Here is a 20,744-nt window from a genome sequence, read left to right as displayed (position 1 = left end):
ATAGATAATATCAAAATTGTAAACGCTTAAACTTTTATGCTGGATGTTGAGTAGCTATTTTTCTAAGTGTATTATTTATAGCTTTTGATATAATCTAGAAAATTTAAATACAAAGAATTAAAATGTTAACAAGTGAAATCACAAAAGAAAACTTAAATAAAATGGTTGTACGCTTTTACGCAAAAATAATAAATGATGATGTAGTGGGCCCTTTTTTTATTGAAAAATTAGGTGATAACTTAAATAACAATATGTGGAAACCTCATATAGAGTTACTTACAAACTTTTGGGCTTCAATAGCTCTAGGTGATCAAAACTACAGAGGTAACCCATTAGCCCCGCATCTCCAAATAGGAGGTTTAGAACGTGCTACTTTTGATCAATGGTTAAATCTGTTTTTTGAGACTTTAGAGAGTATATATGAACCTCATGTCGCAAATCTATTTAAAGAAAGAAGTACGATAATAGCTGGGAACTTCATGAGGAATTTGAGGATAGCGTAACGGGTCATTAAGACCAGAAACTTACTTAGTCTTCTATATATGGAATGATTCTATAACCGATTCCATAAATACTTTCTAAAGAGTTTTCAGGAAGTTTTTTTCTTAGTTTAGAAACCAACTTTCTTATGTTCTGAATGTCCAGACTCTCTTCTAGCATCTCATATTGGTTTGCAATATCTTCATTTGAATAGATCTTACCAATATTGCTACTTAGAAACTGCATAAAAATTATTTCATACTTAGTTAAGTAGACCATTTTATCATTTTCAATAAGAGAACTATTATCCTTGTCGAAAATCACATTATTACTTAGATGTATTTTCTTCGATGTTACTGGTACTACAGTTGTAGAGTTTTGCTGAATTTTTTTAGAACTGTTTAGTAAAGCTCTTAGTAGTTCTTGATAATCAATAGGTTTTTTAACAAACTGTTCTATACCTAGATTAATAAGAGGTAAGAGATATCTTGTATCATCGTGTGCTGATAGTATTATCAAAAGCTGAGCAGGATTAATCTCATATAGTTTTGATGTAAGTTCAACACCATTTAAATTAGGCATCTGGATATCACTTAGCACAAGATCATAATATTTAGAGTTTTCTTTATGATAATCTCTATATTTTTTTAATGCATTTTTTCCATCTTCAGCATAATCAACTTGGTGAAAAAAGTTTTTTAAAATCTCAGTTGTATTTTCTCTGAGCTCGTCATGATCTTCTACAAACAAAATCGAAAGGTTCTTCGTATATTTAAGTATCTCTTTGGAATTAAGCATATTTTCTTCTCTTTAAAGTTTATTTATGTCTGCCTAGTATATCTTTTATTGATAATTAATTCAATATATATAGGTACAATATTGTGATTCTTTTATAATAGGAGCCAACATGTTACAAATTGTTCTTGTATTATTTCTGTTTGTTTCTGGTTACGCTGATAGTTTAGATGGCAGGTCAGATCTTCACAACTTCGTATATTATGAAAAATATAATGATGTTAATAATATGCTAAATAATGGTGTAGATACAGAAGTACAAAATGCAGCTGGATTGACTCCATTACATATTGCTATTAAAAAAAGAGATCTTAAAATGGCTGAGATTCTATTAAAAGGTGGAGCCAATATAAACGCTCAAGATAATCGTGGTAATACACCACTTCTTTTAGCAGTTAAAAAAAGAAGATTGTTTCTGGTTAGATTTTTAATAATGAATGGAGCAGATGTAGATTTTGAAAATTGTGAAGGTATCACACCTCTGCATCAAGCTGCATTTAGTGGAAATCCTATAATAGTTGAGTATTTACTTGACACGGGTGCAGACCATAAGTTAAAATCCAATTCTGGATACACAGCATACGAATTTGCAAGAGTAAAAAATAATTTATCTGTATTAGATGTATTAAAATTATATGAAAAAGAGAAAAAATGAATATTGTAATAAATGGTGAAACTAGAGAATTTGATAACGAGATTACATTAGATAAAGTGCTTAAAGAGTTGTCATTAGAAGGCAAAGTTATGGCAGCAGCCGTAAATATGGAAATTGTAAAACAAAATGATTGGAAATCTTACAGATTAAAAGATTCAGATAAGCTAGAACTACTTGATTTTGTAGGTGGTGGTTAATTCGTCTGGATTGCTACTACCGCTATAGCGTACTCACCATCATGAGTAATTGAAACTGATGAATCTACTATGTTAAAGTTTTCAATTAATTTCTTAGATAGCTCCAGCTTTGGAGCACCTTTGTCTGTCTTAGATATCTTTATATCTTCAAAGGCACACTCTTTACCTATTCCTACTCCAAGAGCTTTTGAAACAGCTTCTTTAGTCGCCCAAAAGCCGGAAGCAGTTTTATAATTTTTAACAAGTTTAATTTCGTCCGGAGATAAAAATCTAAAAAGTGCTTTTTCGCCAAATCGCTCTATTAAGCGATTCATGCGAGAAGTTTTTATAAGGTCTACACCAATCATTTACTGAACAACAAATTCCGTAAAGTATATACCTTTGATACGACCATCTGAAATCATAGCATTTAGAGTGTCCATGATTTGTTCACTGATTTTTTGCTTACCTTTTTTAGAAGAGATCTCTTCAAGTGATTTAGATGTTAAAATCCTAATAACTCTATCTCTTAGTACAGGGGACTTATTATCCAGCTCTAAACTCAGTTCATCACCTTCTAGCTCTAGAGACATAGTTACTTTTAAGTAACGACGACCTGAATCACTTTTTAAGTTTACAGTAAAAGTATCTAGCGGATACAAGATGCCTATATCATTTAGTTTTCTAGAATTATTGTAGTTACCAGAACTTTTTTTAGGTTGTGAATCACTTCTCTCATTAGCTTGAGGAGCAGACTGATTCATAGTAGCTTCTTCATCACCACCCATTAAAAGTAGAGCTACAACTGCACCACCAATAATTATAAGTATAAGAACAACTATGATGATGATCATCAACATATTGCTAGATTTTTTCTCTGCGGGTGCACCTTCTTCTGTGCTTTCTTCTTCTGCCATCTATTTTCCCTTAAATTATAATTGTGTTAGTATATCGGAATTTATAAAAAATTTATAAATTATCACTTGATTGTGCCAAATCTTTTAGTGGTAAAAACTCACAAGCATCAGCATTATAATAATCAATGTTACCAGTTTCTATATCGTAGTACCATCCATGAATAGATAGAGTACCAGCTTCAAAGCGTGTCTTGATAATCGGATATGTTAAAATATTATCTATCTGTTTCATGATAGATAATTTCTCTGTTAAACGCAAAAGTTCTTCTCTTGGAGCATTAGCACCAAGACTAAGAATAGCACTTGTTTTTGCACTTTTTCCAAGTTCAAGCCACTTTTTTGTGTGAATAAGTGAAGGATCATCTATCTCTTCATAGAGACTGCTACATGCTCCACAATGAGTATGACCACATATAATAACTTCTTGAACTTTTAAAACGCTGACTGCGTATTCTATTCCCGAAGCTGTTGCATGAAAGTCTTCATCAGGTTTATACGGTGGAACAAAATTCCCTACATTCCTAATAACAAATAGGTCACCAGGGTCAGATTGAACCATTAAGTCTGGTATTACTCTGGAGTCGGAACAGCCAATAAAAAGAGCTTTTGGACTTTGCCCACTTCTTACTAGTTTGAGAAGTGATTCTTTGTTCTTTTTAAAATAAGATTTAAAAAGTTTATTACCCTCTGCATATTCCTCTAGGTTCATTATGCTAGATACACTCTTTAATCTCTAAAGCTTTCATTATCGCTTCAAAGATTTCGCCTGCTTCGCGGCCATTGTCATCATGATATTCTACAACCAGAACTTCTCTTCCGTTAGATATACTTGTAGTGTGCATCTCAGGTTTCATATTGTGTTTGGCTATGATTTTTTCAACGCAAGAATGCACCTGCAATTTTTCACTTTCATCTTTATATGCTAATGATAATCTTGAAAATCTCTCTTCACTTCTGAACTCAGCATCTATCATTGATATCCTTTAATCGTATTTATTTTAAAATTATAGTCTATTATATAGTAAAATAGCTTCATAAACTGATTAATTTAATACCATTCTAGTAGTTTTGTTACTTCATCTACTATAAAAGTTTTGATTGTTGTTTTTTCAAGTGGTTTTTTTGCTAAAAGTGCTTTTGATATGTTTTGCATCTTAGCTTCTTTGAGTCTAACGTCCATACCATAGACTTCTCTTACATCACCTACGAGAGACACTTCACCAATAAATACGGTCTCTTTTGATATAACCCGATTTCTGAAACTGCTAATAATTGCAGCAAGAATTGCTAAGTCTGCACTTGTCTCAGTGATTTTTATTCCACCGGTAATATTTATGAATACGTCATATCCCGATAGTGGTATTTCTAGCTTTCTCTCAAGAAGTGCTAAAAGCATATTTAGTCTGTTATTATCAAAACCTGTCGCTTGTCTTTTTGAGTTTGGAGTGTGAGACTCAGATACTAATGCCTGAACTTCCAATATGATAGGACGAGAACCCTCCATAATAACTGTAAGAGCTGACCCTGCCTGTTCAGAGTTTCGGTTGAAAAATCTAGATGCTACATCTGTGGCAGATACTAATCCGTCACTTCGCATCTCAAAAACACCAATCTCACTTGTCGGACCAAAACGGTTTTTAAACCCTCTTAGTATTCTAAGCTCCTGAGAAGAATCACCCTCAAAATATAAAACTGTATCAACCATGTGTTCTAAAACTCTGGGTCCTGCAATAGAACCTTCTTTAGTAATATGACCTATGATAAATATTGCTATATCTTTCTCTTTTGCTATTCTCATAAGCTCGAATGTTATCTGTCTGACTTGCGTAACCGAACCGGGTGCTGATGTGATGTTATCAGTGTAAATAGTCTGAATAGAGTCAATGATTAGAAACTCATACTCTCTGTGCTCAAGCTCTATTAAAATCTGCTCCAATCTGATTTCACTAAGAAGGTATAGAGTGTCATTATTTGAGCTTAGACGATTAGCACGAAGTTTAATCTGCCCACTTGATTCTTCACCTGTCACATAGAGTACATTTTTATTTGTAGATGCAATGTTTGAAGCTACTTTTAAAAGCAAGGTAGATTTACCAACACCAGGACTTCCACCGATTAGTGTCAATGAACCTGGAACAATTCCACCACCTAAAACACCGTCAAGTTCTTTGTCCAGTGAACTATATCTATAAACTTCGCTCTCTTGTATATCATTTATACTCACGGCTTTAGATGTTGTACCAGATGAAGATTTAGTCTGTTTTACTACTTCTTGTTGATGTTCGGTTAGTTCTACAAAAGAGTCCCATGCTCCACAGTTTGTGCATTTCCCCATCCATTTAGGAGTAGTTAATCCACAGTGTTGACATTCAAATAAAATCTTTTTTTTAGCCATAATAGAAGCCCTTTGTTAAATTATTAGTGATTATACATATTTTTCTCAATTGAAGTTTATTATATGACAAAATGTCATATTAAGCATCAAATTTTTGTAATAACCTCGTAACTATTTATTTATAGACTTTCATTTTAAAACAAACATAAGGTGATAAATGAATAAGCTATCTATAAAATTTCAAGTGATTTTACTGACTACGGTATCTTTGATACTGTTAGCATCTATTACAACGTTTCTATCAAGTTCTAAGAGTAAAGAAGTGTTGATGCAGAACAGTTATAAGAACCTGACTACTCTAAGAGATATTAAAAAAAATCAAATAGAAGAGTTTTTTGCTAAATCTGTACGAGATATAGATGTGCTGGCTATGAGTAAAAATCTTCAAGATATATCATGGGATCTTTTAACAGTTTTAAATGATCTAGAAGTTGCAGATGATGCTCCATTTCCTGTAAATAATCCATCTGCAAAAGAAGAACGTCTTCCACATGAACCATTTTTTCAAAAGTACTTAAAAGAGTATGAATATTACGATATCTTTATAGTTGCTGCGAAAACTGGACAAGTGATGTATAGTGCAGCAAAAGAGTCTGATTATGGAGCTAATCTTTTAAGCGGTTCGTTAAAAAATAGCGGGTTAGCTGAAGCATATAGAAAAGCCTTGTTAAATAATCGTCCTACATTTGTTGATATGAAACCATACGCTCCGAGCAATGATGTCCCAGCAATGTTTTTAGCAACTCCAATAGTAGTAAATGCTAAGGTTCAGGCTGTTCTTGTATTTCAAATAAGTGATGCGGCTATCAATAAAATTATGAAATATAGACATGGTTACGGAGAGAGTCAAGAAGACTATATGGTTGGAGAAGACAAGTTAATGAGAAGCGATAGTTTTTTAGAACCAAAAGGGCATTCTTTAAAAGCTTCTTTTGCTAATCCATTAAGTGGTTCTGTTGATACGATGGCATCTCGTGAAGCCTTAGACGGAAAGACAGATACTAAAATAGTAATTGATTACAATAATAATCTCGTGCTTTCTTCTTTTTCTACTGTAAAAGTAGGTGAGGACTTTAAATGGGCGATACTCTCAGAGATTGATAAGGCTGAAGTTCTCCTTGTCCCAAATAGTATAAGAGATAGTATTATTATATGGTCCTTAATTGTTTTGTTAATAATAATTACAATATCTGTAATGTTAGTAAATGGAAGTATTGTTAAACCGCTAAATAGTTTCAAAGAGACACTGTTAGAAATTGGTGACAATAAAAACCTGACTTTAGCGGTAAATGAAAATGCACCGCTAGAGATTTCACAAATGGCCAGAAGTTTTAATAATCTTATTGTAGAGTTAAAAAACTTGATAGAGACTTCAAAGCAGAGTTCTTCTGAGAATGCTTCTATCTCCCATGAACTATCTACTACATCACTAGGGGTTGGTAATAATGTTGAAAAGTCTGTAAGTGTAGTGGACGAGGCTACTAAAAAAGCAAACTTCATTAAAAGTGAAATCGTATCTGCTATCTCAGATGCACAAGAGAGTAAGAAAGATATCATAAGAGCAAATGAAAATTTAGATGAAGCTCGTAATGAAGTCGTAATATTGAGTTCTAAAATTCAACATAGTGCTGAACTTGAAGTAGAACTAGCACATAGAATGAACACATTATCTTCAGATGCTAATGAAGTTAAACATGTTTTAGAAATTATTGCAGATATTGCAGACCAGACAAATCTTCTTGCACTAAACGCTGCCATTGAAGCCGCTCGTGCAGGTGAGCATGGTCGCGGTTTTGCAGTTGTAGCTGATGAAGTTAGAAAGTTAGCCGAGAGAACACAAAAATCACTTACAGATATAAATGCCACAATCAATGTAATAGTGCAGTCTATAGGAGATGTAAGTGGACAGATGAGTAGTAACTCAGAAGAGATGCAAGAGCTTACAAACAGAGCGACAAATGTTGAAAAGACTATCAATATGACTGTATCCATTGTTAATGAAGCAGTAGTCGCCAGCGATAAAACTGTTACAGATTTTGAAAAAACAGGAAGGGATGTTGAATCTATTGTTTCGCAGATCTCTGAGATAAATGAGATATCTTCAAAAAATGCACGTAATGTAGAGGAGATTGTTTCAGCTGCTGATCACCTAAACTCTTTAACAGATGCTCTTCATTCTAAACTAGAAGTCTTCCGTACTTAAGAGAAGAAGAGAATTATTTAGTCTCTTCTTCAACAAAGATAGCATCTAGCAGGCCATCTACAAACTCATATTTGTCAAAAGGTGTTAGATTTTCCGGTTGTTCACCAGTCCCTACAAAAAGAATAGGAAGTTCTAGAGCGTAAGCAATAGAAAAGATAGAACCACCTTTTGCAGTCCCGTCTAGTTTTGTTATGATGATACCGTCTATGCCTATCATCTCATTAAAAGCTTTTGCTTGAGCAATTGCTGAATTTCCTTGCGTTCCATCAACGATTAAAATTGTTCTATGAGGAGAACCAGGATGGGCTTTATCGCAGATGCGATTAATCTTCTTAAGTTCATTTGCAAGATTTGTCTGTGTGTGAAGACGACCTGCAGTGTCAATGATTACATTGTCAAAACCTTTTGCTTTTGCCGAGTCGATAGTATCAAACGCTACTGCTGAAGAGTCATGTCCTTGTTTAGATGAAACAATAGGAATGTCCAGTTTTTCTGACCAAAGTGTAAGTTGTTCTATTGCAGCTGCACGAAATGTATCTCCGGCACCTAGAATAACTTTCTTTCCTTCATTTTTGTATCTCTGAGCAAGTTTTGAGATAGTAGTAGTTTTTCCTGCACCGTTGACTCCAACTATTAGTTCCACAAAAGGAGACGTGAACTCAGGCTCTTTGTAAGAAGTGTAGGCTAGGGTAGCTAAAAGTTTTGATCGTAAAATATCTCTTGTAACTTTGTCTTGATAGATCTCATTTATTATGATCTCTACTAAATCATATTCTACATCTGCTTCTAGTAGAATATCTTCAAGCTCATCTTTTGTAAAGGTGATCTTTTTTTTAGGGGCAACAGTTCTTATCGCTTCTGCTGTTTTAGATAGAGATTTTTTTATAAAACCAAACATTTATTAATTACTTCCCAAGTGCTAGTTTGATTTCACTTTCAACAAGTTCTTCTTCAATAGAACCGATAAAGTGATTTATATATTTTCCGTCTTTATATAGTGCCATTACAGGAATTGGGTATCTCTCACCAAGTTTTAATTCACCGACAATAGTATCAGCTAAACGACGGTTTTGATCAGAGTTAACAAGTGTATAGTTTGCATTATATGTTTTTCTAAAATCTAAAAGTTTTGAATTTTCAATACTTTCTTCTATAGTAATACCGATAATTATTAAGTCGTCTTTGTATTTTTCCTGAAGTGAAGTAAGATGAGTTGCTGCTCCACGACATGGAGGACACCAAGTTGCAAAGATATCAAATACTACTACTTTACCTTTAGCGCCTTTAAGTACAAATCCTGAACCCTCTTTTTTTACTATGTATTGTTTGTTGTCAAGACCTGTTAATACATACTCGTTTGTTGAAATAATCTCGTTTACATCTTGAGGCTCTTCATTGGAGCATCCAACAAAGAATAGAACTGAACTTAACAAAAGTGTTGTAGTGATTTTTTTAAACATTAAAATACCTTTTTTTATTGTAAAATATGTGAAATTATAACTTAAAGAATTTATATGCCTCTTACAAAATCTATATTTCGAGAAAATTGTATCAAAAAAATAAAAAATGCTTCTCCTCATAGCAGATATTACAGAAATGCTATGATAAATAAGCACCTTTTACGTGAGTTAAAAAACATCAAAGGTGCTAAAGTGTTATTTTATTACCCGTTACCTTTTGAAGCAGATATAAGAAAAACACTCAATAAAATTCGTCAAAATTGTGATATTTTTGTGCCATTTATGCAAGATTCAAGTTTTAAGATAGTACCATTTAGGCTACCGCTAAAGAAGAAGAAATTTAATATTTACGAAGCGGGAAATACATTAAGAAATATAAATAAAATTGATATAGCCATAGTTCCTACGATTGGGGTCGATGGTAAATTACAGAGAATAGGTTTTGGAAAAGGGATGTATGATCGTTTCTTTGCAAAGTTAAAAAAGAAACCATACACAATTTTTATACAGCCAGAGATTTGTTTTACAAAAGAGTTCATTTGCGATGATTACGATGTTGCATGTGATTTACTATTGACACCAAGGTCTACAAAAAGACCACGAAAGTATTACGGCTAAAGAATAGGAAATAATAATGTTAAATGAGATACTACTAGGTGGCTCTATAGCCACAGTAAGTGGTCTTTTTGGATTTTTCATCTCTAAAAAAATTACTCATGCTAATTTTGATGTTCTTGTTGATAAAGCAAAAGCAAAAGCAAGTGCCATTGAGAATGAAGCTCAATTACTTCTGCATAAATCAAATGTAAAAGCGCAAGATATTGAGCGTGAAGCTATTAAATATTACGAGAGTTCAAAAGAGAGAGCAAAAGCAGACCTGCATCAGCGAGAAGATGATGTTATACGAAAAGAGCAAAGTTTTATTCGTTATAAACAACTCGAAGATAAAAGACTTCGTGATGATAGCAGAGTTTTAGAAGTTAAAAAAGTTGATTTAGAAAGAAATGAAAAATCCTTAGAGTCTTTAAAAAAGAAGTATGAAACCAAGATAGACGAAGCACTTCATACTATAGAACACAGTGCCGGAATGACTCAAGATGAAGCTAAAAAGGTTCTACTTGATAACATAGAAGAGAAGTCCAGAGCAGATGTTGCACATATAGTAAGACGTTATGAGAATGAAGCAAGAGAAGAAGGGAAGAAAAAAGCAAATTACATTTTAGCTCAAGCTACAAGTAGATTTGCAGGAAACTTTGCATCTGAGAGGCTTACAAATTTAGTTCATCTCGAAGATGATGAATTAAAAGGTCGAATTATTGGTAAAGAGGGCAGAAATATAAAAGCCCTAGAGACTCTAATGGGTGTAGATATTATCATAGATGATACACCCAACGCTATTCTTGTGAGTAGTTTCAACCTTTATCGTCGTGCTATAGCAACTAAAACTTTACAACTTTTAATTGCAGATGGCAGAATCCAGCCTGCAAGAATAGAAGAGATATTTAACAAGGTAAGTGAAGAGTTTGACGATGCCATATTAACTGAGGGCGAAGAACTTATCGCAGATATGGATATCGGAGTTATGCATCCGGAGCTTGTGAAGCTTATCGGTAAACTTAGATATCGTGCTAGTTACGGACAAAATGCTTTAGCACATACACTTGAAGTTGCTCACTTGGCGGGTATAATGGCAGCTGAAATGGGTGGAGATCCAAGGCTTGCAAAAAGAGCGGGACTACTTCACGATATTGGTAAAGCTTTAACTCACGATCATGATGGAAACCATGTAGATTTGGGCGCTGAAATTTGTAATCGCTACAACGAACACAGTATAGTTATAAATGCCATATATGCTCACCATGGACAAGAAGAGATAAACTCTATCGAATGTGGAGCTGTTTGTGCAGCAGATGCGCTATCAGCTGCTAGACCAGGGGCAAGAAGAGAAGTACTAGAGAGTTTCTTAAAAAGAGTTACCCAGATAGAAGAGATAGCATCTGAACACTCAGGTGTAAAGCAGGCTTATGCTATCAATGCTGGTCGTGAAGTTAGAGTTATAGTTAACGCTACTCTGATTAACGATGATGAGTCTATTTTGATGTCAAGAGAGATAGCAAAAGAGATTGAAGAAAAAGTTCAATACCCTGGTGAGATAAAAGTAAATGTTATCAGAGAGAGCAGAGCTATAGAATACGCTAAGTAGTCAATAGCTTGTAAGGTATATTTTTACCTTTAAGCTCTTTTATAAACTTATTAAAATGTCTTGTTACATCTTCATCATCATAACTACTAACCGACAGTTCCACTAAAGCTTTTCCATCTTTAAAAATTGGTAAAGATGATAGTTCAATATGTGAAGGCAAAAGTTTCATCTGATTGATTAGAGTCTCTTCACTTGTTTGAGCTAGAAGTGTATATCTAAACTTCTCTAATTTAGTAGAACATAGTTTGGAGATGACATCTCTTATCATTGGATGGGCCATCTCAGGAAAACCTGGAACAAAGAAAAATCTGTTTTCTAAAGAGAAGCCTGACATATTGTTTACCGGATTGAAAAGTAGTTGTGAGCCTTGGGGAATATCTGCCATATGAACTCTATGCGGATAGGCTTTTTCGGCAAATCTATCTATGATATCTTTTTCAAATACTTTGTGTCTTGCTACAGGCTTATTGGTAAATATCTCTGCTGATATCTCTCTGGTTAAATCATCCGGAGTCGAACCTATTCCTCCAAATGAAAAAAGAATAGCATCTTTGTCCTTTTTTATAAGTTCATAACAGCTCTTCATAAGATCGATATCATCTTTAACTATAAATGTTGCAAAAAGCTCGTAGCCATACTTCTGTAGTTCATCACGAACAAATTTAAAGTGCTTGTCTTCTCTTCTGGCATTTAAAATTTCTGTCCCGATGATTAAAGCATAAAAGTTCATATCTGTTTTTAGTACTCATCTTCCATTACATTTATATCTGAATCATCATATGGATCCATATGTACAAGTATATGGACATTTTTATCATCAAACAAGGCTTTGATTTTGGCTTCTATCTTATCAGCTATAAGATGAGCGTCGTACAGTGATATACTTACATTAAATACAGCATGGACAGATATAAATATATGTGAACCTGATTCTCTGGTTTGAAGATAGTGATAGTCACTAATGCCTGTATCACTTTCTAAAATATTTTTAATATTTTGTATGTCTTCATCAGGCAGTGCCGCATCTAAAAGCATTAAAACGCCCTCTTTGATGATAGGAAAAGCGGAGTAAATCATAAATATAGCGATTCCTACACCAAGTATAGGGTCTATTAATTGCTCTCCAGTCATAGAGATAAGTGCTAAAGCCATAAGAACCGCACCATTTGAGAATAGGTCAGTTTTATAGTGAAGCGCATCTGCTTTAATTACCATGTTTTTTGTCTTTTTGGCAACATAGTTCAAGAACATAACAAGGAGTAAAGTGATTATAAGCGATGCGGACATTACCCAGATGCTACTCGCCATAAACTCCATCTCCCTTGGGTGAGCTATCTTTACAAGCGCTTCATAGAGTATAAATATGGCAGAGAGTGAGATAACTGTTCCCTCAACAACAGCGGCAAGAGGTTCTATTTTGCTACGTCCATAGTTAAACTGTTCATCCGGATTCTTTTCAGCCGTATTAAGTGCAAAGTAGTTAAATAGTGATACTGTCAAATCGAGAAAGCTATCAATTGCAGATGCAAGAACAGCAATAGAACCGCTTAAAACCCCGACAGTCATCTTCATCAGCACAAGCAGACCTGCAACTGATGTAGATACAACGGTAGCTTTTTTCTCTAAACGCATAAAATATCCTATCAATTATATTTAGATACAATTATAATCAAATTTACTTAGATAAAGAATAAAATGAATTTAGAAGAAATAAGAAAAGATAGACAGAAGTGGATGACTTGGAAAAATATCAAGCCTCTTCGCGATGCATTAGAGACTTTAGAAGATGGTAGTTTCGAAGTTGAACTTGGTGATGTTGTTAAGATTATCGGTGAAACTACTCAAAATATAGAAGATGTTGCAAGAATTATGATGCCTTGGAGAAAGGGACCGTTTGAGATTTCTGAGTGCTATATAGATACAGAGTGGAAGAGTAACATAAAATACAATCTTCTGAGAAAGCATTTTAATTTAAAAGATAAGAGAGTTGCCGATATAGGGTGTAACAATGGTTACTATCTATTTCGTATGCAAGAAGATGAACCAAAATCTTTAGTAGGTTTTGATCCATCGCCTCTATATAAGACACAGTTTGATTTTGTAAATCATTTTGTAAAAAGTGATATAGTCTATGAGCTTTTAGGCGTTGAGCATCTGGAGTTTTATGAAGAGAAGTTTGATACTATCTTTTGTTTAGGTGTTTTGTACCACAGAAGTGATCCTGTTTCTATGTTAAAGTCTTTGTTTCGAGGACTTGAAAAGCAGGGTGAAGTTATACTTGATACTTTTTATATAGATGGTGATGATGAAATGGCACTTTGCCCTGAATCATCTTACTCAAAGATACCAAATATATACTTTGTACCGACAATACCTGCTCTTAAGAACTGGTGTTTAAGAGCAGGATTTAGTAGCTTTGAGGTTTTAGAGACTTCAACTACCGATTCAGACGAGCAGAGAAAGACTTCATGGATTGAGGGACAGTCATTAGAAGACTTTTTAGACCCAGAGGATAGTACAAAAACAGTTGAGGGTTATCCAGCCCCAAAAAGAGTCTATGTTAAACTTATAAAGGATAAATCTTGAACACAGATAAAGAAATACATGATGAAGAGTTAGAACTTGACGATTATAGAGAGGATGAAGAAAATGCAGTGATCTTATCAACTCATGAGAATATTAATCGTGATTTAAATGGTGAGATTTTAAAGTTAGAAAAAGGTTATGTTGAGTTAAGACTTACAACGATATCTGAAATGGTTGTTGATGATCAGGGGCTTATTCATGGTGGATTTATTTTTAGTGCTGCTGATTTTGCTGCTATGGCCGCTGTAAATGAAAGAAATGTAGTCCTGGTTGGAAGTGATTGCCAGTTTCTATCTCCAGTAAAGTTTGGTGATGAAGTTAACTTTGTTGCTAGAGTAAGACATAAAGAGGGTAGAAAAAGAAACGTTTACGTAGAAGGACATGTTTTAGATATTAAAGTTTTTCAAGGTGAGTTTAAAACAGTTATAACAGATAGACATGTATTAAAGCTAAAACTTCTAGAAGATGAAGATGAAGTAATAAAAAGAGTGGACTAAGTCCTCTCTTTTATTTCTTAGCAGTTAGCAAAAACACACCAAAATCTCTATGTGGTTTTTTTATAGTATTTATATTCTGAAAATCAACTTCACTAAATCCAGCTTCTGAAGCAACCTTACATAACGCATCTTTTTCAAATCCAAAGTGAAAAACACCTGTATTGTCTGAATGAAATGTTCCATCTTCACTCTCAAGATCTGCAACAGCGATAAAACCGCCTTCACTGATATCTCTGTATATAGTCTCAAAAAAAGCTTTTAAATCTTCAACATGATGAAGTGTCATAGAGCTAACTAAACCGTCAAAAGATCTATCAAGTGGCTTATCTATGATATCTTGACAGTAAGTCTCAATACTAAGCTCAGGAGTGTTTTTAGCTTTTAGTTTTTCTAACATACTAAGAGATGTATCAACTCCATAGACTTTCTTAACTCTATGGGCTATATCAAAACCAAGAAGACCAGTACCTACACCAAAGTCTAAGAGTTCCATTTCACTTGTTAGTTCTATTTTTTCATTTATTGCATCTGCAATTATCTTAGCACCTTGGACTTGAACATCGCCTTTGTCCCAATCTTTAGACTTTTCTTTAAAATGGTCTTGCATTATAGAGTTCCTATCCAGTAGTTTGCATGTTGTTGTTCTTGTCTTATAGTCGTAGTCCCACCATGCCCAGGGTAGAGTGTTTTATCAAAATCAAGTTTTTTAAATCTCTCCAGTGAGTCTCTCATATCTTGTGGAGATGAATATGGAAAATCTGTTCTACCTATTGAGCGTTCAAAGATAAAATCACCGCTGAACATTGCATTTCCGATCTCTATCATTGAACAGCCTGGACAATGACCTGGAAAATGGTGAAACTTTACTTTTACTCCGTCAAAATTAAACTCTTCATTTGGTTGGACCTCTACATCTGGTGTCGATGGTGGAAGCTCCGGCATCCAGCTACTCTGAGCAAGCAACATGACATCACCTTTTGGCGTATATAGTGGAATATTTAGTTTCTTTTGAAGCTCCGCATTTGACCAAACATGATCAAAGTGTCCGTGAGTATTTAAAATTGCTACAGGATTTGTAACATTTTGTTCTACCCAAGAAGTTGCATCTACACCTGGATCTATAATGAAGTCTTTACCATCTACAGTTGCGATGTAACAGTTTGTCTGGTAAACACCCATAGGTTGAACTTTTATCTGCATCATGTACTCTTTTTTATTGGATTGTAACAAAACTATATAAATATTAGAACTAAATTATTCTAAAAGTCATTTGTTACAAAACTTTGATATAATATTTTTTGTTAAAGATTTTTAAAGGTTCGCTAAAAAATATGAGTAAATACGCACAAATATCAGACTATCTACAACGGTTTTTGGACGATGAAGTTCGAAAAACTGGAATAAAAAAGGTTGTTGTTGGTTTGAGTGGCGGATTAGATTCTGCAGTTGTTGCTGTTTTAGCTCATAAAACCTTTAAAGATGATCTATTATGTGTGAAAATGCCTTCACAATACTCTTCACAGAGTTCACTCGATGATGCAGATGCACTTTGTAGAGATTTTTCAATGAGATCAATAACTGCATCTATCGAGCCAATGTTACGTGCATATGAAGAGTTGAACCCAGATATGGGCAACTTAAGAAAAGGCAACTTCTCTTCTCGCATGAGAATGTCAACTTTGTTTGATATTTCAGCAAGAGAAAATGCTTTAGTTTTAGGAACTAGTAATAAGAGTGAGCTTATGTTGGGTTATGGAACTCTTTATGGAGATCTCTCTAGTGCAGTAAACCCGATAGGCGACTTATATAAAAGTGAAGTATACGAGTTGGCAGATTATTTAGGTGTGACAAGAAGTATTATAGATAAAGCCCCGTCCGCTGATTTATGGGACGGACAGAGTGATGAAGATGATTTAGGTTATACATATGCGCAGCTTGACGAAGCTTTGAAACTGTATGTAGAAGATAGATTGAGTAAAAAAGAGATAGTTGAAAAAGGGATAGACTCTCAGATGCTGGATATGATAGTAGGAAGAATTTTTCGCAACCATTTTAAGCGAAAGATGCCGATTATTGCAAAGCTTACATCTAGAACTATAAACCATGATTTCAACTATCCTAGAGATATAACCTTATAAATCACACTAGTGAAATAATATTACCGACGAGGTAAACCAAGCGTTAGCGTAGGTATCGGAAACATCGTATCCCTTGTGGGTATATTTCTGATACCGTAATAAAGACAGATGAGGGTTTTCCTTCATTTTATGAAGTAAAATTAAGGACTAAATATGAAAATACCGTTTTGTAAATATGAAAGTGGACGAGAAGAACACAGTAATGTAGCAGATGTTTTAGATGCAGAAGATTTAAATCAAGTAGCTCAGTTAGAAGAGGAATTTGCTTCATATGTTGGAGCAGAATATGCCCTAGCAACTTCTCACGGTACTTCAGCGCTTCATCTTGCGATGCTAGCCCTTGACCTTAAACGTGGTGATAAAGTAGTATGTTCAGTGAATGCTTATCCTAACGTACCTGAAGTTGTTCGTCACTTTGATGCAGAACCTGTTTTTATAGATATTGAACCAAATACTTATAATATCAATCTAGACCTTTTAGAGGCTTACTTAGAAGATAATCAGTCAAAAAAATTAAAGGCTGTTATCGTTACTCACTTGGCTGGAATTACAGTTGACTTAGAAAGATTATACTCAATCGCTAAAATTTATGATGTTAAGATTGTTGAAGATGCTTGTGAAGCATTGGGTGCAACATATAAAGATCAAAAGATAGGTTCTACAGGTGGGGATATCACTTGTTTTAACTTCTCACCTCATTTAAAGAAAAATGTATGTAGCGGTGGTATGCTTGTTACAGATAATGCCGAGATTATTGAACGGGCAAGACTTTTAAGTAATCATGCTATAGAGCGTGATGAAGACTCATTAGAATATATTTATGATGTAGTAGATATTGGTAATGACTACTCTTTAGGTGAGTTAAATGCCGCTTATATTAGAGCACAAATTGTAAAGCAAGATGAAAATATCAAAAGACATCAAGAGATAGCAAAAATGTACAGCGACGCTTTAAATGGAACTGACCATATAACTATTCCGGATATGAGTAATGATGAGCATCCATTTTCTTTGTACATTGTTAAAGTAGATAAAAACCGTGACTCTTTTGCACTTGAACTTAAAAAAGTTGGAGTTGAGTGTGGATTACATTATATTCCACTACATCTTTTAACTTATTATAAATCAAAATATTCATTGAAAATCAATAACTATCCTAAAGCACTACAATGCTATCAGCAGGTTCTATCTCTTCCGATATATCCTGCTATGGATGATAAAGAAGTGAAATTTGTTTGTGAGAAAGTTAAACAAATAGCTAAAACAAGAGTTTAATAACATTGAAAAAGAGTTTAGTATTTTGGGTAGAGGAGTATTTCTATAACCCAAATTTTCTTCAAAAACTTCTCTCTTTTTTACTCCTTCCTGTTAGCTGGATATATTGCTCAGGCATGTTTGTCCGCTTTAAAAGTAAAACCCCAATTGATTTTGATATAGACATAGTATGTGTTGGAAACCTAAGTGTTGGTGGAAGCGGTAAGACACCATTGGTCACCGCTCTTGCATCCAGATATGAAGATGCTGCTGTAGTTCTACGCGGTTATGGGCGCAGTAGCAGCGGGCTTTATGTTGTAAAAGATAAAGAAAATATTTTATGTGATGTAACTATTAGTGGTGATGAAGCTATGATATACGCTCATAAACTCTCAAATGCCATAGTCATAGTTAGCGAAGATAGACCGACAGGAATTAAAAAAGCTAAAGAGATGGGCGCTAAAATTATCTTTTTAGATGATGCCTACTCCAAACATGATATCAAAAAACTAGACCTGCTTATAGATGTAAAAACTAAGAACAATAGATGTCTTCCTTCTGGAGCTTTTAGAGAGCGACTTTGGGCTCACAAAGAAGCAATAGTGCTTGAAGAAGAAAAAGATTTCAGCAGAGTGGTGGAACTTAAAAATAAAAGTGATAAAATGTCACTAGTAACAGCCATTGCAAGACCATCAAGATTGGAAGAGTTCTTGCCAGAAGTTGTAAGCAAAAATTATTTTGAAGATCATCACGCATTTACTAAAATAGAGTTAGAAGAGATTTTAAAAAAAGATAATTCAGATTCACTTTTACTTACTTACAAAGATTTTGTAAAAGTAGAATCTTTTAACCTACCAATATCGTTACTTGATTTGGATGTGCAGGTTGATGAAAAAGTATTTAGCAGAATTGATAATTATAGGGGCAAAGATTGAAAAAGAAGATTGAAACAGTAAAAACGCTGCTTGACGCATTACCGTTTATTAAAGAGTTTAGAAATGAGATTGTTGTTATTAAGTATGGCGGTTCGGCTCAGACTTCTGCTCAGTTAAAAGAGAAGTTTGCAGAAGACATCTTACTTATGTATCTTGTTGGTATTAAGCCTGTTATTGTTCATGGTGGAGGCTCAAAGATAACAGAGATGCTGGATGCTCTAAATATTGAGACAAAGTTCATAGATGGACAGAGAGTTACTACTAAAGAAGTTATGCGTATTGCAGAGATGATCCTTAGTGGTGAGATAAACAAAGAGATAGTTTCACTTCTTAATTCTCATGGTGCAAAAGCTATAGGTGTCAGCGGTAAAGATGCACACTTCATAACAGCAAAAGCAAAAGATTTTGCAAAGTGGGGATTAACTGGGAATATTGATTCAGTAAAACCTGATGTAGTGGCCAAGCTTATTGCTGATAAATTTGTACCGGTTATTGCTCCGATAGCAGCCGGTGAAGAGATGGGTCATCCAGGCTTTAATATTAATGCAGATCTTTGTGCATCATATGTTGCAAAGGCTATAGGTGCAAATAAAATTATTTTCTTAACGGATACTCCAGGTGTTCTAAACAATGAAAAAGAACTTTTAGCTACTCTTACAAGAGATGAAGTTGACGCACTAAAAGCTGATGGAACCATTCATGGTGGTATGGTACCGAAGGTAGACGCATGTTTAGAAGCTATTGATGGCGGAGTAAATAAGGCTCATATTATTGACGGTAGATTGGAACACTCCATGTTGCTTGAACTTTTCACATCAGAAGGTGTAGGTACTCAGATAATCAAGTGATTATCTAGACTACCTCTCCCAGAGAGTGAATCTGTGTAGGTCTATTTTTCTCATCTTTTACTATACTATTGACCCATTTGATAGTCTTTGTGGAACCATCTTTACACCTGATATCATTTGTAAACTCCCAATGAGAACTTTGACCATGGAAGAGGTCGCTAAACACTTCTAAAACTTCTACTAAATTACTATCCGGAATAAATATTTCAAACCAATTTTTGCCTAGAACTTCTTTTTTTGTATATCCGCTTACATCTGAAGCTGTATGATTAAAATCTAATATAATCGCTCCTGCATCTAATGATACTGCGAAGACATTTTTATTTGACATTATTTGCCTGTCCTTTTGGGATTTTATAATTAAAATTATAGCTAAAATCTGTATATTCCTTAAAACAAGATAGCCTCTTGAACTATCTCAAGTAATAATTAATAAATGAAGTGTATAATCACGAAATATATAAATAAAACTAAGGAATAATTAAATGTCAAAATATAGTGCACTATTTGAAGATGAAGATGATGTGTTTTTAGGTTCACCAACTAGTAAATTGATGGATATAATTTTTAATGCCAACAATGATGTTGTTAGATTTGATTTAGAAAATTTCATGAAAAGAAGAGCCGCTTTAGAACTGGTTTTAGAAGAAAAACTTGGTGAAGACTATGGTAGAGAGATCGATATCTTTATGATAGAGAATCGTGAAATAGTTGAGAGTAAGACTAAGAGTTTAAGCATCGAACTGATGGGTGAAATAGTTTCAAAAAGTGAATAAATAAATGAAGCTGTTTTTACAAGTTTTTGTCATTTTAGCACTTAGTTACGGTGTAGTTTTAGGAGATGAATACAGAGATGTAACAACAATCTCTCTAAAAAAGGATGAACAAAAGAAAATTCTTGTAAAATACGGCGACATCACAAAACTCTTTAAATTTAGCTGGACACTCTATCAAAACGGTGGATTGGTTATCCATCGTTCATACGATAGAATAGTTGCGCAAAATATACTTTATTTAAGAGAAAAAAACCGTACTTTCAGGCTAGAACTTAGACCTAGAGGTGCTGGTCATTTTAATCCGGCTTATATGCTAGTTAAATTTAAAGAGTTTAAATATGAAACAGGAGAAGCAGTCTTTGAGCTGTTCTTGTTTGATAAAGATACAGAAGTCAGTGTAAAACATTTGAAGAATAGTTAGAGAGG

27 protein-coding genes are annotated in these 20,744 nt (G+C 34.1%); 14 read left to right on the top strand and 13 right to left on the bottom strand.

The features are described 5' to 3' along the window. Positions 1-122: 122 nt before the first annotated feature. Positions 123-503, top strand: coding sequence for a group III truncated hemoglobin (locus ABZC13_RS09875; RefSeq protein WP_373002943.1), 381 nt, complete (start codon positions 123-125; stop codon positions 501-503). Between the two features lie 25 nt (positions 504-528). Here ABZC13_RS09875 and ABZC13_RS09870 read toward each other — a convergent pair whose 3' ends face one another. Beyond that, complete coding sequence (locus tag ABZC13_RS09870; RefSeq protein WP_373002941.1) at positions 529-1,278, bottom strand: response regulator transcription factor; 750 nt, start codon at positions 1,276-1,278, stop codon at positions 529-531. 109 nt (positions 1,279-1,387) lie between these two features. Here ABZC13_RS09870 and ABZC13_RS09865 point away from each other — a divergent pair, with 109 nt between their 5' ends. Both ABZC13_RS09865 and thiS read left to right on the top strand, forming a co-directional pair. Further along, the gene (locus tag ABZC13_RS09865) at positions 1,388-1,930 is read left to right on the top strand and encodes an ankyrin repeat domain-containing protein (RefSeq protein WP_373002939.1); all 543 of its coding nucleotides are present in this window, start codon (positions 1,388-1,390) and stop codon (positions 1,928-1,930) included. After that, positions 1,927-2,127, top strand: a complete 201-nt coding sequence (gene thiS, locus ABZC13_RS09860; RefSeq protein WP_373002937.1) for a sulfur carrier protein ThiS — start codon at positions 1,927-1,929, stop codon at positions 2,125-2,127. Before ABZC13_RS09865 ends, thiS begins: the two co-directional genes overlap by 4 nt. Here thiS and acpS read toward each other — a convergent pair. The 5 genes from acpS to radA form a co-directional block, all read right to left on the bottom strand. After that, entirely contained in the window at positions 2,124-2,474 is a 351-nt protein-coding gene (acpS, locus tag ABZC13_RS09855) for a holo-ACP synthase (RefSeq protein ID WP_373002935.1), read from the bottom strand. The two genes, thiS and acpS, sit on opposite strands and share 4 nt — an antisense overlap. Beyond that, entirely contained in the window at positions 2,475-3,023 is a 549-nt protein-coding gene (fliL, locus tag ABZC13_RS09850; RefSeq protein WP_373002933.1) for a flagellar basal body-associated protein FliL, read from the bottom strand. 52 nt (positions 3,024-3,075) lie between these two features. Continuing rightward, positions 3,076-3,732 carry a carbonic anhydrase gene (locus ABZC13_RS09845; RefSeq protein WP_373002931.1) on the bottom strand — a complete coding sequence of 219 codons (657 nt, stop codon included), beginning with the start codon at positions 3,730-3,732 and terminating at the stop codon, positions 3,076-3,078. A gap of 4 nt (positions 3,733-3,736) precedes the next feature. Next, entirely contained in the window at positions 3,737-3,997 is a 261-nt protein-coding gene (locus ABZC13_RS09840) for a hypothetical protein (protein ID WP_373002929.1), read from the bottom strand. Positions 3,998-4,071: 74 nt separating this feature from the next. Then, positions 4,072-5,418: a DNA repair protein RadA gene (radA, locus tag ABZC13_RS09835; protein ID WP_373002927.1), complete on the bottom strand. Its 1,347-nt coding sequence runs from the start codon at positions 5,416-5,418 to the stop codon at positions 4,072-4,074. Positions 5,419-5,575: 157 nt separating this feature from the next. Here radA and ABZC13_RS09830 point away from each other — a divergent pair, with 157 nt between their 5' ends. Beyond that, entirely contained in the window at positions 5,576-7,621 is a 2,046-nt protein-coding gene (locus ABZC13_RS09830; protein ID WP_373002925.1) for a methyl-accepting chemotaxis protein, read from the top strand. A gap of 13 nt (positions 7,622-7,634) precedes the next feature. Here ABZC13_RS09830 and ftsY read toward each other — a convergent pair whose 3' ends face one another. Next, on the bottom strand, positions 7,635-8,519 hold the full coding sequence (gene ftsY / locus ABZC13_RS09825; protein WP_373002923.1) for a signal recognition particle-docking protein FtsY: 885 nt from the start codon (positions 8,517-8,519) through the stop codon (positions 7,635-7,637). Between the two features lie 7 nt (positions 8,520-8,526). Beyond that, entirely contained in the window at positions 8,527-9,081 is a 555-nt protein-coding gene (locus tag ABZC13_RS09820) for a TlpA family protein disulfide reductase (protein WP_373002921.1), read from the bottom strand. Positions 9,082-9,135: 54 nt separating this feature from the next. Here ABZC13_RS09820 and ABZC13_RS09815 point away from each other — a divergent pair, with 54 nt between their 5' ends. Together ABZC13_RS09815 and rny are read left to right on the top strand one after the other, a co-directional pair. Further along, positions 9,136-9,699 carry a 5-formyltetrahydrofolate cyclo-ligase gene (locus tag ABZC13_RS09815; protein WP_373002919.1) on the top strand — a complete coding sequence of 188 codons (564 nt, stop codon included), beginning with the start codon at positions 9,136-9,138 and terminating at the stop codon, positions 9,697-9,699. 16 nt (positions 9,700-9,715) lie between these two features. Further along, positions 9,716-11,284, top strand: coding sequence for a ribonuclease Y (gene rny / locus ABZC13_RS09810; protein ID WP_373002917.1), 1,569 nt, complete (start codon positions 9,716-9,718; stop codon positions 11,282-11,284). Here the strand turns inward: rny and ABZC13_RS09805 are convergent. Both ABZC13_RS09805 and ABZC13_RS09800 read right to left on the bottom strand, forming a co-directional pair. After that, positions 11,277-12,014, bottom strand: coding sequence for a competence/damage-inducible protein A (locus ABZC13_RS09805; RefSeq protein ID WP_373002915.1), 738 nt, complete (start codon positions 12,012-12,014; stop codon positions 11,277-11,279). The two genes, rny and ABZC13_RS09805, sit on opposite strands and share 8 nt — an antisense overlap. An 8-nt stretch (positions 12,015-12,022) precedes the next feature. Continuing rightward, on the bottom strand, positions 12,023-12,916 hold the full coding sequence (locus ABZC13_RS09800) for a cation diffusion facilitator family transporter (protein WP_373002913.1): 894 nt from the start codon (positions 12,914-12,916) through the stop codon (positions 12,023-12,025). Positions 12,917-12,979: 63 nt separating this feature from the next. Between ABZC13_RS09800 and cmoB the strand changes: the two genes are divergently transcribed. Both cmoB and ABZC13_RS09790 read left to right on the top strand, forming a co-directional pair. Continuing rightward, positions 12,980-13,870, top strand: a complete 891-nt coding sequence (gene cmoB, locus ABZC13_RS09795) for a tRNA 5-methoxyuridine(34)/uridine 5-oxyacetic acid(34) synthase CmoB (protein ID WP_373002911.1) — start codon at positions 12,980-12,982, stop codon at positions 13,868-13,870. After that, positions 13,867-14,367 (top strand): PaaI family thioesterase, encoded by a 501-nt coding sequence (locus tag ABZC13_RS09790; protein ID WP_373002909.1) that lies wholly within the window; start codon positions 13,867-13,869, stop codon positions 14,365-14,367. Before cmoB ends, ABZC13_RS09790 begins: the two co-directional genes overlap by 4 nt. A 10-nt stretch (positions 14,368-14,377) precedes the next feature. Here the strand turns inward: ABZC13_RS09790 and ABZC13_RS09785 are convergent, their stop codons facing one another. Then, on the bottom strand, positions 14,378-14,974 hold the full coding sequence (locus ABZC13_RS09785) for a class I SAM-dependent methyltransferase (RefSeq protein ID WP_373002907.1): 597 nt from the start codon (positions 14,972-14,974) through the stop codon (positions 14,378-14,380). Further along, a complete protein-coding gene (locus tag ABZC13_RS09780) occupies positions 14,974-15,567 on the bottom strand; it encodes an MBL fold metallo-hydrolase (RefSeq protein WP_373002905.1) in 594 nt (197 codons plus the stop codon). Before ABZC13_RS09780 ends, ABZC13_RS09785 begins: the two co-directional genes overlap by 1 nt. 131 nt (positions 15,568-15,698) lie before the next feature. Here ABZC13_RS09780 and ABZC13_RS09775 point away from each other — a divergent pair, with 131 nt between their 5' ends. The 4 genes from ABZC13_RS09775 (at position 15,699) to argB (ending at position 19,542) form a co-directional block, all read left to right on the top strand. Next, a complete protein-coding gene (locus tag ABZC13_RS09775; RefSeq protein ID WP_373002903.1) occupies positions 15,699-16,505 on the top strand; it encodes an NAD+ synthase in 807 nt (268 codons plus the stop codon). A gap of 153 nt (positions 16,506-16,658) precedes the next feature. Then, a complete protein-coding gene (locus ABZC13_RS09770) occupies positions 16,659-17,780 on the top strand; it encodes a DegT/DnrJ/EryC1/StrS family aminotransferase (RefSeq protein WP_373002901.1) in 1,122 nt (373 codons plus the stop codon). A gap of 5 nt (positions 17,781-17,785) precedes the next feature. After that, positions 17,786-18,694, top strand: a complete 909-nt coding sequence (locus ABZC13_RS09765) for a tetraacyldisaccharide 4'-kinase (protein WP_373002899.1) — start codon at positions 17,786-17,788, stop codon at positions 18,692-18,694. Then, positions 18,691-19,542, top strand: a complete 852-nt coding sequence (argB, locus tag ABZC13_RS09760; protein WP_373002898.1) for an acetylglutamate kinase — start codon at positions 18,691-18,693, stop codon at positions 19,540-19,542. Before ABZC13_RS09765 ends, argB begins: the two co-directional genes overlap by 4 nt. 4 nt (positions 19,543-19,546) lie before the next feature. On the opposite strand, the gene ABZC13_RS09755 is transcribed toward argB, so the two are convergent. Further along, on the bottom strand, positions 19,547-19,873 hold the full coding sequence (locus tag ABZC13_RS09755; RefSeq protein WP_373002896.1) for a PAS domain S-box protein: 327 nt from the start codon (positions 19,871-19,873) through the stop codon (positions 19,547-19,549). A 154-nt stretch (positions 19,874-20,027) separates the two neighbouring features. On the opposite strand from ABZC13_RS09755, the gene ABZC13_RS09750 reads away from it, so the two are divergent. After that, a complete protein-coding gene (locus tag ABZC13_RS09750; RefSeq protein WP_373002894.1) occupies positions 20,028-20,318 on the top strand; it encodes a DUF2018 family protein in 291 nt (96 codons plus the stop codon). A gap of 4 nt (positions 20,319-20,322) precedes the next feature. Then, on the top strand, positions 20,323-20,739 hold the full coding sequence (locus tag ABZC13_RS09745; protein WP_373002892.1) for a hypothetical protein: 417 nt from the start codon (positions 20,323-20,325) through the stop codon (positions 20,737-20,739). The last annotated feature ends 5 nt before the right edge of the window (positions 20,740-20,744 follow it).

Origin of the sequence: Sulfurimonas sp. (assembly GCF_041563035.1) — a bacterium.
GTDB lineage: Bacteria > Campylobacterota > Campylobacteria > Campylobacterales > Sulfurimonadaceae > Sulfurimonas.
Note: the sequence above shows the minus strand (reverse complement) of the source record. Positions and strands in the feature narration are given on the sequence as shown.